Below are 12,098 nucleotides of genomic sequence, written 5' to 3' on the forward strand. Positions count from 1 at the left end.
CGTCTACCATGCTCTGTAGTAGCCCCTCGTCGAGTCTCGCGCCGCAGTATCCGATCCGCCGTGCTCCGACGTAGTCGGGGCAGACGAGGAGAGGCCGTGAGGATTGGGGAACGTGTGAGCGGAGAACTGTCCGCCGCATCCCACGGGTCGGATGGGTCGGTCACGCCGGCTCCCGCCGCCGCGGGTGACTCGTTCCTGGCGCGGTCGAAGGCGACGGTGTTCGCCTACGTCGCGCTGACCAAACCGCGAGTCATCGAACTGCTGTTGGTCGCCACGATCCCGGTGATGTTGCAGGCCGACCGCGGACACGTCGACATCGCGCTGATCGCCGCGACGCTGCTCGGCGGCTGGCTCGGCGCCGGCAGTGCCAACACCCTGAACATGGTGGCCGACGCCGACATCGACCAGAAGATGAAACGGACTGCGCGTCGACCGCTGGCACGTCACGCGGTCTCGACCCGCAACGCACTGATCTTCGGAATCGCGCTCTGGATCGGGTCGTTCGCGGTGCTCTGGTCGGCTGCCAATCTGCTCAGCGCCCTGCTGGTGACCGCGACCATCGCCTTCTACGTCGGCGTGTACACGATGATCCTGAAGCGTCGCACGTGGCAGAACGTCGTGTGGGGTGGCGCTGCGGGTTGTATGCCCACCCTGGTGGGCTGGGCCGCGGTGACCGGTTCCATCGGGTGGCAGCCGATCGTGCTGTTCCTGGTCATCTTCTTCTGGACGCCGCCGCACACCTGGGCGCTGGCGATGCGCTACAAGGAGGATTATCGGGCGGCCGGGGTGCCGATGCTGCCGGTGATCGCCACCGAAGAACGCGTCACGCGTCAGATGGTCATCTACACCTGGGCCACGGTGCTCAGCTCGCTGGTGCTGATCGCCGGCACGAGTTGGATCTACGCGGCCGTGGCGATCCTGTCCGGAGGCTGGTTCGCGAGCCGTGTGCACAAGCTCTACAAGGAGACCCGCGCCGGTGCCGAGGTGGCCCCGCTGAAGATCTTTCTGCAGTCCAATGAGTATCTGGCGATCCTGTTCTGCGGTCTCGCCATCGACGCGGTGGTGAACCTACCGCTGATCACCAGCTACTTCTGACGCATCGCCCCGCGGCCGGGAAGGCAGTCACCGGCGCTGCCGTCGAGAGGTCGGCGTCAGCCCGGGATGAGCACGGTCGTGCCGGTCGTGGCCCGGGACTCGAGCGCGATGTGCGCCTCGGCGGCGTCGGCCAGTCGGTTCCGTTGACCCACGCGGATGTCGATGTCCCCACCGGCCACGGCATCGAGGAAGGCTCCCGCACGCCAGCGCAGCTCCTCGGTGTCGGCGATGAAGTGCCCGAGTGTGGGCCGGGTGACCGACAGCGAACCCGCCGGGTTGAGGCGCTGCAGATCGAACGGCGGGACCGGTCCGGAGGCCGCTCCGAACAGCACGATGATGCCGCGCACGGCGGTCGACGCCAGCGACTGTTCGAACGTGTCGGCTCCGACGCCGTCGTAGGCCACCGCGACCCCGCGGCCGTCGGTGAGCGACCGCACCTCCTCGGCGAGAGCGTCGCCGTACCGCAGGACGTGGTCGGCGCCGGCCGCGGTCGACAATTCCTCCTTGTCGTCCGACGAGACCGTCGTGATCACGCGCAGGCCACGAAGCTTCGCCAACTGCGTCAGGATGAGGCCGACGCCGCCGGCGCCGGCATGGATCAACACGGTGTCGCCAACCCCGGGATGAGCGCTGCCGTCGAGTAGATAGTGCGCGGTGAGTCCGCGCAGCATCGCCGATCCGGCGATGTCGTCGGCGACCTCGTCGGGGATCGGGACAGCCCGCGCAGCGGGCACGGCGACCAGTTCCGCGTAGCTGCCCGGCGCGTCCACCCAGCACACCCGCTGTCCGACGGACACGTCTGTGACGTCGGCGCCCACCGAGATCACCTCGCCGGCACCTTCGCTACCCGGCACGTACGGCGGCACCGACGGGTAGAGGCCACGCCGCAGATAGGTGTCGATGAAGTTGACACCGATTGCGGTGGTGCGCACGATCACTTCCCCGGGTGCGGGAATGGGGTCGTCGACGGTGCCGAAATCGAGGACGTCCGGACCGCCGTGGCGGATCACCTGAATAGCGCGCATGGCACTGTTCTACCTCATCGGCCGACGGCGTCCGGGCGCGTCGGGCGTCGCGTCCGCCGGCGTCGGTGGGCCGTATCGCGGCGATCCGCCCCCGGTATGCTCAAGCACCATGAGCGATCAGTCCGCAACCGAGACCGTCGACACCTCCGCCTCGAACGTCGAGGTGCCCAAGGATGTCGTCTCCTCCATCCAGGACTTCGTGGGACGCGAGGGTGGTTCGGCGAAGGTGGTGCTGCAGCCGATCGGGGACGCCGGCGTGCGCATCACACTGGTCGGCGAGCGCGGGGGCATCCTCGGTGACCGAGTGGTGTCCGACATGGCGGTCGCCCACGCCGTGGTGTCGGCGGTCGACGGCCTCGAGATGGCCGAGTGGGATCGTGATCTCACGTCGGCGGCGAATGTGTCGCCAGCGCACTACAAGCAGATGGCGGGCTGGGTGGCCAAGCAGTCGCGCTTCCCCAAGCCGCGCAACCGGTCGATCCTCTGATCGCCCGCATCCGCCCGACGTAGCCGAGCGGCGGAGCCGGCGTCGGTCAACCGGCGCTTGGTCGACGATCGGTACGCAGTGTGCCGGCGGTGGCCGAGACCTCGGTGTCATCGTCCATCGGTGCCGCGCCCGCCGGTCCCGAGGTCATCGGTCCGGTGGTCATGGGTCCGGTGGTCACCGGGCGCCGGCGGTCGCCGAATTGCAGGATCATCCAGGTGGCCGCGATCAGCAGCAGTGCGCTGACGGTCATGTGGGCGATAACCAGCGCGATGGGCAGGCCCGTGTTGTACTGCACGACGCCCAGTACGCCCTGCACGGCGATCAACGCCAAGGCGACGTCGGCGGTCCGGCGTTCGGGTTGGCGCATCAGATGGGTGACGACCGCGAGCGCGACCGCGAGGCCGACGAGGACGAACACCCCGTCGGCGTGCAGCTGTGTCGCGTTGTCGGGCGCCAGTCCGTTGCGCGGGGCGTCGGCATCACCGGCGTGCGGCCCGGACCCGGTGACCACCGTGCCCAGATAGATCACCGCCCAGGTCACCACATACTGCAGCCATGCCAGGCGTTGCCCCAGCCGGGACACGAGGTCGGCTGCCGGAGCCGTGGCCGGCTGCGGACGCAATCGGTGCACCAGCACCGTCGCACCCGATACCAACACCATCGACAGCACGAAGTGCAGTGACACCACCCATGGGTTGAGCTGGGTCAGCACGGTGATGCCGCCGATGACGCCCTGGAACGGGATACCGAGCCCGAGCAGTGCGGCGAGCCAGCGGTCCCGGCGCGTCGCATGCGCGTATCGATACACCGCGGTGAAGGTGGCGATCGCGACCGCGACCAGTACCCACGTCAGCATGCGGTTCCCGAACTCGATCACACCGTGCAGGCCCAACTCGCCGTGCGGAACGAAGGAGTCGTCGGTGCAGCGGGGCCAGGTGGGGCAGCCCAGGCCGGAACCGGTGAGCCGCACGGCCCCGCCGGTGGCGACGATGCCGACGTTCGCGACGAGCAACGCGATGCTCCACAGCCACACGAAACGAGCGGTCGGAACCCCGAAACCCGGCACGCGCGTGAACCTGCCCGAGCGGACCCGCGGCGCATCGGATGTCGCCGTCGAGGCCGACGGCTCCGACGCCGGAACGTCGGCCGCCGAGCCTTCTGAGTGAACTTTGGACGTTGTCATTCGAACCGGAACCACCTCACCGCGAGCACAGCGGCCACCACCGCCCATGCGAGCAACACACCTATGCCGAAGAAATCGATCGAACCCGCGGTCGCTTGACCGAGGGCCTCGGTCAGCGCGCCGGACGGGACGGCGCGGGCGATCCACTGCATCGCTTCGGGGACCCGATCGCCCATCACCACCAGGCTGCCGACGCCGACCATCGCGAACCACAGCAGGTTGCCCAGCGCCAGCACCACCTCGGCCTTCAGCGTGCCGCCGAGCAGCAGTCCCAGAGCCGAGAAGGTGATGGTCCCGACCGCGATGACGAGCGCTCCGAGGAGGATACCGAGCGCCGATGGTCGCCAGCCGAACGCGAGACCGATCGCCCCGAGGATGACGGCCTGCAGGGCGACCACGAGTACGACCGCGATCGACTTGCCCGCGATGATGCCCCAACGCGGGATCGGGGTGGCACCCAGTCGTTTGAGCGCCCCGTACCTCCGGTCGAACCCCAGGGCGATGGCCTGCCCGGTGAATGCCGTCGACATCACCGCGACCGTCATGATGGCCGGGACGAAAGTGGTCGCGCGTTCGGCGGTGGACGCGCCGAGATCGGTGTCCAGTGGCAGCAGACACAGACCGATCAGCAGAGTGATCGGGATGAACATGGTGAGCAGCAACTGCTCGCCGTTGCGCAACAGCAGCGTGAGCTCCAACCGCGACTGTGCGACGAGGATCGTCGGCAACGACGCCGCTTGGGGGCGGGGCGCGAACGTGCCGGGGGCAAACCGGTTGGCAGCTGTGGTCATGAGCGCAGGGCCCGCCCGGTGAGATCGAGGAACACGTCGGACAGGCTGCGGGTCTCCACCCGCAGGTCGGTGGCGAGCACGTCGATCTTGGCGAACCATGCGGTCACGGTGGCCAGCACCTGAGGAGTCACCGGGCCGTGCACCAGATAGCTGCCCGGGGCGGTCTCTGTGCATCGGTAGCCCTCGGGCAAGGCCAGCAGCAGTAGCGCGACGTCGAGACCGCGAGGTGCGGAGAACCGTAATTCGTTCTCGGCGCCGCGGCTGGTGAGGTCGGCCGGTGTGCCCGCGGCCACGACCCGGCCGTGGTCGATGATCACCACGTCGTCGGCGAGTTCTTCGGCCTCATCCATCAGATGTGTGGTCAACAGCACCGACACCCCATCGCCGCGCAGACGGTCGATCAGCTCCCACACCAGGATCCGGGCGTGGGCGTCGAGACCGGCGGTGGGTTCGTCGAGGAATACCAGCTCGGGACGCCCGACGATGGCGCAGGCCAGCGACAGCCGCTGCTGTTGACCGCCGGACAGCCGGCGGAATGAGGTACGCGCACAGTCGGCGAGGCCGAGAACGTCGAGCAGCCAACCCGGATCGATGGGGTCGGCGCTGTAGGACGCGCACAGCCGGAGCATCTCCTCGGCCCGCGCGCCCGGATAGGCGCCGCCGCCCTGCAGCATGACCCCGATGCGACGGCGTAGCGCGTCGTTGTCGGCGATCGGGTCGAGACCCAGCACCCGCACACAACCGGCGTCGGCGGTCAGGAAGCCCTCACAGATCTCCACGGTGGTGGTCTTGCCCGCTCCGTTGGGACCGAGCAACGCCAGGATCGAGCCCGGTTCGAGCCGCAGATCGAGACCATCGACGGCGGTGTGTTCGTCGTAGCGTTTGACGAGGCCGGTGACGTGCAGGGCCGGGCGGGTGGTCGCCCCGCGGTCGGTGCTCACTGCGTTGTCGGTGCTCATCGGGCGACCGTCGGTCGATTTTTGACCATCTCGCCGATCATCGCCGTGGTACCGCTCCCGCATCGTCGTGCCATGCACACCAGCCAGAGTATGCGGAGGGGCCCGTCGGCCAAAAATTGCGCGCGGGCGTGAACTCGAGCCGGTCAGCCGCTGTGCGCATCGTCGGGCGCCGGTTCCGGGTCTCGGTGCTCGGTGCGCCACGTGCGCCACCAGCGCTGAATCGGCAGATCCTCGAAGAACAGGGCAGTCATCACCGCGACCATGATCACTCCGGCGAGAAGTCCTTGTGCCAGAACCACTCCACTGGTGTTGGAGCTGGTGGGCATCACGACGATGGCGATGATCGCCGAGATGGCGATGGTGGTGATGCGAAACCACGGGCGGGTCGCCCACGCGGCCAGTGGGATGACTGCCCACAGGAGATACCAGGCCTGCACGAACGGGAAGAAGACGACCACTGTGGCCATTGACACACCGAGTGCGCCGAGTGGATGCAGCCGTCCGCCGAGGCAGGCGAGCATCCATCGGACGATGAACCCGGCGGCGATGAGCTGGCCCAGCGGTCGTCCGACCTCCAGAATCGCCTGTGTCTGATCACCGAGGCCCAGCGCGACGCCGAGCCGTCCGGTGGTGACCGACAGCAGTGTCGGCATCGACATCCACGAGCGCACTACGTCACCGGTGGACAGGGTGCTGGTCCAACCGAAGCCGAGGCCGGTGCCGACGCAGATGCCCACCATCACCACCACGAGCACACCGGCCAGAGTGGCTGCCGAGGCGGCGAGAGCGGCGATGGATCGACGTGACCGATCCCACCACTGGCGCACCGGGGCGTGGCGCAGGGCGGGTAGGTAGGCACCCCAGCGTTGGGCCAGCGCGATGCCGACGAACCCGAGCGCCAGCATCGACGTCACCTTCACCATGGCCGATGCGGAGATCACCGCGGTGCCCGCGATCAGGATCCATCCCGCCGACGACGGCCAGACCGAGCCGGGTCTGCGTAATCGTTCGCTCCCGTAGATGGCGCGGAAACACAGCTCGAGGCCCACCAGCATCATGCCGAGCATCAGGGCTTCGTTGTGGATGCCGCCGACCAGATGCAGGATCAGCAGTGGGTTCATCGCGCCCAGCCACAACGCGGCCACCGACGACACGCCGCAGCGTCGCGCGAGCCGCGGCAGCGCCCACACGATCAGCGCGATGCCCACCAACGCCAGCAGTCGGTGCGCGAAGATGGCTGCGGTGATGTTCTCACCGGTCACCGCGGTGATGCCCTTGCCGAGCCACAGGAACAGCGGGCCGTAGGGCGCCGGGGTGTCGCGCCACAGGTTGGGCACCGATCGGGTCAGCACGTGATCGACGCCGAGGCCGCGGACCGGACTGATGACGTAGGGATCCATGCCGCGATGGGCAATCGCACTCTGCGCCAGATACGAGTAGATGTCTTTGGACAGCAGCGGGGGCGCCACGATGATCGGCGCGATCCACAGCATCAGGGTGCGATCGGCCTGCCGGCGGGTCATCCGACGGTCGGGGCTGCGTCCGTGCAGGACTTCGACACCGAAGCGTCCGACGGCGAATCGGCCGATCAACAGCCACGCCACCACGAGCATGATGGTGCCGCCGATCGACAAGGTCAGCGCCGTGCTCCACATGCGAGAGGGCAGCGAGAGCACTCGCATCCCGGCCACCGGGTTCTGCAGCACGGGGATCGCGCCGGTGCCGAGCGAGCCGATCAGCAGCAGCACCGACCCGGTGGCACCGAACAACTTGATGCGTAGCAGCCGCCGGTTCTCGGCGTCGTTGAGTGGGCCGACTTCGCGCTCGTCGTCGTGGAGCCGGGCAACCGTCTTGCCGTAGTCGCCGCGCCGTTCGGTGGCGTCGTCGGCGGCGCCGTTGTCTCGGCGGGGACGGGGCCGGCGCAGGCCGAGGTAGTCCACCGCCCCCCGCAGGCGCGGACCCAGCGAGCGGGCCCGACCACCCGTCACTGTGGTGTCTGGCACGCCGACGACTCTAATGCCCCGAATCGCCACAGCGGATCCGCCACGGGGACGTCCCTCGCGAACGGATTCGGATTCGTCGCCGTCAACCGACCGGATCGACAAGACTAAGGCCACCCTTGGTGGCACCGGGGAAGCAATTACGTCACACTTGTGTTGTGAAAACCATGAGGAGCGATACAACGCTGCCATCCGCAGCGCATGCCGCCTCTGTGGACGGCGGATTGGCCGCCCCAGGCCATCCCGACGGACAGACCCGTGCGGCCGTGGTTTCACTGCTGGTGGAAGACGGACCGCTGACCGCGTCGGAGATCGCCGAGCGGTTGGGGATCAGCGCCGCGGGTGTCCGCCGCCATCTGGAGGCACTGACCGAGGCCGGTGACGTGGAAACGTCGTCGTCGGGCTTCGGCCGGGCTCACCGCGGTCGCGGCCGCCCGGCGAAGTGGTTCCAGCTCACGGCCACCGGCCGGGGCAAGTTGCGCCACGCCTACGACGATCTGGCGGGCGCGGCGATGCGCCGGCTGCGTGCCGTCGGCGGGGAGGCCGCGGTCGAGGCGTTCGCGCGCGATCGGGTGGAGGAGATCGTGGCCGACGTGGTACCCGCACAGGATTCGGGTTCGGTCGCCGACACGGTCAACGAGATCGCCGACGCTCTCACCAGCGCCGGATTCTCGGCCAACACCCGGAACGTGGGGACCGGGATGCAGATCTGTCAGCACCACTGCCCGGTCGCGCACGTCGCCACCGAGTTCCCCGAACTGTGTGAAGCCGAGACCGCGGTGTTCACCGAACTCCTCGGCACGCACGTGCAGCGCCTGGCGACCATCGCCAACGGCGACTGTGCCTGCACCACCCATGTGCCACTGCATCCTCCGCCGGAGGGTGCCACGGTCCCGACGGGGACCACCACGACGCAAGCGAGCGATGCACAGCCCGCATCCGCTCACGTGAAGAAGACGAGTCGAAAGGCCTCGCGATGACAGTGACCGATCCGACCGCAACCGATACCGGAACACCGACGAAGCCTGCTCCGCTGACCCAAGAGGAGACCATCGCGTCGCTCGGCAACTACGGCTACGGCTGGGCCGATTCGGACGTCGCCGGCGCCAGCGCGCAGCGCGGTCTGTCCGATGCGGTCGTCGCCGACATCTCCGGCAAGAAGAACGAGCCGGAGTGGATGCTCGAGCAGCGGCTCAAGGCGCTGCGGATCTTCGATCGCAAGCCGATGCCGCATTGGGGTGGCGACCTCGACGGGATCGACTTCGACAACATCAAGTACTTCGTCCGATCCACCGAGAAGCAGGCGGCGAGCTGGGACGACCTGCCCGAGGACATCAAGAACACCTACGACAGGCTGGGCATCCCGGAGGCGGAGAAGCAGCGCCTGGTCGCCGGTGTCGCCGCGCAGTACGAGTCCGAGGTGGTCTATCACCAGATCCGCGAGGACCTGGAGGAGCAGGGCGTCATCTTCATGGACACCGACACCGGACTGCGTGAGCATCCGGAGATCTTCCAGGAGTACTTCGGCTCGGTCATCCCGGCCGGGGACAACAAGTTCTCCGCGCTGAACACCGCGGTGTGGTCGGGCGGCTCGTTCATCTACGTGCCGCCGGGCGTGCACGTCGACATCCCGCTGCAGGCCTACTTCCGCATCAACACCGAGAACATGGGTCAGTTCGAGCGGACCCTCATCATCGTCGACGAGGGTGCTTACGTGCACTACGTCGAGGGCTGCACTGCGCCGATCTACAAGACCGACTCGCTGCACTCGGCGGTCGTCGAGATCGTGGTGAAGAAGGGCGGCCGCTGCCGCTACACTACCATCCAGAACTGGTCGAACAACGTCTACAACCTGGTCACCAAGCGCGCCAAGGCCGAGGCCGGCGCCACCATGGAGTGGATCGACGGCAACATCGGCTCGAAGGTCACCATGAAGTACCCGGCTGTGTGGCTGACCGGTGAGCACGCCAAGGGCGAGGTGCTCTCGGTCGCGTTCGCCGGCGAGGGACAGCACCAGGACACCGGTTCGAAGATGGTGCACCTGGCGCCGAACACGTCGAGCAACATCGTGTCCAAGTCCGTGGCACGCGGCGGCGGGCGTGCGTCCTACCGTGGCCTGATCAAGGTCAACAACGGTGCGCACGGCAGTCGCTCCACGGTGAAATGCGATGCGCTGCTGGTCGACACCATCTCGCGTAGCGACACCTACCCGTACGTCGACATCCGCGAGGACGACGTGACGATGGGACACGAGGCGACCGTCTCCAAGGTCAGCGACGATCAGTTGTTCTATCTGATGAGCCGCGGCCTCACCGAGGACGAGGCGATGGCCATGGTGGTGCGCGGCTTCGTGGAGCCCATCGCCAAGGAACTCCCGATGGAGTACGCACTCGAACTCAACCGCCTGATCGAACTGCAGATGGAAGGAGCCGTCGGCTGATGGCCGATCCGACTATTCCGACGACCGGCAGCCCGGCAACCAACAGCACTGCCGGCACCCCGGGCCTCACCGCAACGGCGGTCAACAAGGGTGAGATGTTCACCTCGTTCGACGTCGACGCGTTCGAGGTCCCCAGCCCGCGCGAGGAGGTGTGGCGGTTCACCCCGTTCCGTCGCCTGCGTGGCCTGCACGACGGCAAGGCCACCCGCACGGCCGAGGCCGAGATCTCGGTCGAGGGCGCCGGTGACGGGGTCGCGGTCGAAACCGTCGGGCGCGACGATTCGCGGCTGGGTGACGGCGGCGTTCCCTTCGACCGCATCGCCGCCCAGGCGTACACGTCGTTCACCCAGGCGACCGTGGTCACGGTCGGCAAAGAGGTCGATCACACCGACCCGATCACCCTGACCGTCACCGGTCCCGGGGTCGACGAGGTCGCGTTCGGTCACATTCAGATCCGGCTCGAACCGTTCGCCCGCGCCGTCGTGGTGCTCGACCAGAAGGGCAGCGGCACGTACGCGGAGAACGTTGAGTTCGTCGTGGGCGACCAGGCCTCGCTGACCGTGGTCAACGTGCACGACTGGGCCGATGACGCAGTCCATGTGGCCGCTCATCACGTGCGTGCCGGCCGCGACTCGGTGATCCGTCACTTCGCGTTCAGCTTCGGCGGCAACCTGGTTCGCCTGTCTCCGGTGGTGCACTACGACGCGCCGGGCGGCGACGTCGAGTTGTGGGGCCTGTACTTCGCCGACGCCGGACAGCACCTCGAGCAGCGACTCCTCGTCGACCACAGCCAGCCGCACTGCCGGTCCAATGTGGTCTACAAGGGCGCACTGCAGGGCGACACTACCGGTGACCGGACCCGCGAGGCCCACACCGTGTGGATCGGTGACGTGTTGATCCGCCCGGAAGCCGAGGGCACCGACACCTTCGAGCTCAACCGCAACCTGGTGCTGACCGACAATGCCCGCGCCGATTCGGTGCCGAACCTCGAGATCGAGACCGGCGAGATCGTCGGCGCCGGACACGCCAGCGCCACCGGCCGCTTCGACGACGAGCAGCTGTTCTATCTGCAGGCCCGCGGCATCCCGGAGGACCAGGCGCGGCGCTTGGTGATCCGGGGCTTCTTCCGCGAGGTCATCGCCAAGATCGGCGTCCCGGATCTGCGCGAACGCCTCGAAGCCGCCATCGAGCACGAACTCCAGATCTCCGGCGCCTGACTTTTTCCGGTGATAGCAATGCCGACCCGGCCGACGCCACACCCGCTGATCGAGTAGTCCGAGGCGCCAGCCGAGGACGTATCGAGATCACACAGCCCGAAACAAGGAATCACATGACCACACTGGAAATCCGCGACCTGCACGTCGACGTCGCCCAGAGCGACACCGACGCCGAACCGATCCACATCCTCAAGGGTGTCGACCTCACCGTCTCCTCCGACGAGACGCACGCGATCATGGGCCCCAACGGCTCCGGCAAGTCGACCCTGTCCTATGCCATCGCCGGGCACCCCAAGTACCAGGTGACGCAGGGATCGATCACCCTCGACGGCGAGGACGTCCTGGAGATGAGTGTCGACGAGCGTGCTCGCGCGGGATTGTTCCTCGCGATGCAGTATCCGGTCGAGGTCCCCGGCGTCTCGATGTCGAACTTCCTGCGCACCGCCGCCACCTCCGTCCGGGGTGAGGCCCCCAAGCTGCGTCACTGGGTCAAGGAGACCAAGGAGGCGATGACCGCGCTCGAGATCGATCCGTCGTTCGGTGAGCGCAGCGTCAACGAAGGCTTCTCCGGAGGCGAGAAGAAGCGCCATGAGATCCTGCAGCTCGATCTGCTCAAGCCGCGTATCGCGATCCTCGACGAGACCGACTCCGGTCTCGACGTGGACGCACTGCGTGTGGTGAGCGAGGGAGTCAACCGGTACAAGGCGCAAGAGCACGGTGGCATCCTGCTGATCACCCACTACACGCGGATCCTGCGCTACATCAAACCCGACTACGTACACGTGTTCGTCAACGGGCGGGTGGTGGAATCCGCCGGTCCCGAACTCGCCGACGAACTCGAAGAGAACGGCTACGTGCGGTTCACCTCGGCAGCGGCCGCGGGCTGAGCCTTCTCGAAGGA

General features: G+C 67.6%; 11 protein-coding genes. 6 read left to right on the forward strand and 5 right to left on the reverse strand.

Annotated features, from left to right (window positions below; translation table 11 throughout):
• The first annotated feature begins 114 nt into the window (after positions 1–114).
• Positions 115–1,095, forward strand: coding sequence for a heme o synthase (locus tag NWF22_RS21990; protein ID WP_160902391.1), 981 nt, complete (start codon positions 115–117; stop codon positions 1,093–1,095).
• A 56-nt stretch (positions 1,096–1,151) separates the two neighbouring features.
• Here NWF22_RS21990 and NWF22_RS21995 read toward each other — a convergent pair whose 3' ends face one another.
• A complete protein-coding gene (locus tag NWF22_RS21995; protein WP_160902390.1) occupies positions 1,152–2,120 on the reverse strand; it encodes a quinone oxidoreductase family protein in 969 nt (322 codons plus the stop codon).
• 109 nt (positions 2,121–2,229) lie between these two features.
• On the opposite strand from NWF22_RS21995, the gene NWF22_RS22000 reads away from it, so the two are divergent.
• Entirely contained in the window at positions 2,230–2,607 is a 378-nt protein-coding gene (locus NWF22_RS22000) for a hypothetical protein (protein WP_160902389.1), read from the forward strand.
• 46 nt (positions 2,608–2,653) lie between these two features.
• On the opposite strand, the gene NWF22_RS22005 is transcribed toward NWF22_RS22000, so the two are convergent.
• The 4 genes from NWF22_RS22005 to mptB all read right to left on the reverse strand — a co-directional run bounded on the left by NWF22_RS22005 (position 2,654) and on the right by mptB (position 7,492).
• Positions 2,654–3,790, reverse strand: a complete 1,137-nt coding sequence (locus tag NWF22_RS22005; protein ID WP_160902388.1) for a COX15/CtaA family protein — start codon at positions 3,788–3,790, stop codon at positions 2,654–2,656.
• Positions 3,787–4,581, reverse strand: coding sequence for an ABC transporter permease (locus NWF22_RS22010; protein WP_160902387.1), 795 nt, complete (start codon positions 4,579–4,581; stop codon positions 3,787–3,789). The genes NWF22_RS22005 and NWF22_RS22010 overlap by 4 nt, the downstream gene beginning before the upstream one ends.
• Positions 4,578–5,540, reverse strand: a complete 963-nt coding sequence (locus NWF22_RS22015) for an ABC transporter ATP-binding protein (RefSeq protein WP_160902386.1) — start codon at positions 5,538–5,540, stop codon at positions 4,578–4,580. Before NWF22_RS22015 ends, NWF22_RS22010 begins: the two co-directional genes overlap by 4 nt.
• 143 nt (positions 5,541–5,683) lie before the next feature.
• A complete protein-coding gene (gene mptB / locus NWF22_RS22020) occupies positions 5,684–7,492 on the reverse strand; it encodes a polyprenol phosphomannose-dependent alpha 1,6 mannosyltransferase MptB (protein WP_373692027.1) in 1,809 nt (602 codons plus the stop codon).
• Positions 7,493–7,707: 215 nt separating this feature from the next.
• On the opposite strand from mptB, the gene NWF22_RS22025 reads away from it, so the two are divergent.
• The 4 genes from NWF22_RS22025 (at position 7,708) to sufC (ending at position 12,084) form a co-directional block, all read left to right on the forward strand.
• A complete protein-coding gene (locus NWF22_RS22025) occupies positions 7,708–8,520 on the forward strand; it encodes a helix-turn-helix transcriptional regulator (protein ID WP_202398594.1) in 813 nt (270 codons plus the stop codon).
• Positions 8,517–9,980, forward strand: a complete 1,464-nt coding sequence (sufB, locus tag NWF22_RS22030; RefSeq protein ID WP_160902384.1) for a Fe-S cluster assembly protein SufB — start codon at positions 8,517–8,519, stop codon at positions 9,978–9,980. Before NWF22_RS22025 ends, sufB begins: the two co-directional genes overlap by 4 nt.
• On the forward strand, positions 9,980–11,197 hold the full coding sequence (gene sufD / locus NWF22_RS22035; protein ID WP_160902383.1) for a Fe-S cluster assembly protein SufD: 1,218 nt from the start codon (positions 9,980–9,982) through the stop codon (positions 11,195–11,197). Before sufB ends, sufD begins: the two co-directional genes overlap by 1 nt.
• Positions 11,198–11,310: 113 nt before the next feature.
• Positions 11,311–12,084, forward strand: a complete 774-nt coding sequence (gene sufC / locus NWF22_RS22040) for a Fe-S cluster assembly ATPase SufC (protein ID WP_160902382.1) — start codon at positions 11,311–11,313, stop codon at positions 12,082–12,084.
• The last annotated feature ends 14 nt before the right edge of the window (positions 12,085–12,098 follow it).

Origin of the sequence: Gordonia mangrovi (assembly GCF_024734075.1) — a bacterium.
Taxonomy (GTDB): domain Bacteria; phylum Actinomycetota; class Actinomycetes; order Mycobacteriales; family Mycobacteriaceae; genus Gordonia; species Gordonia mangrovi.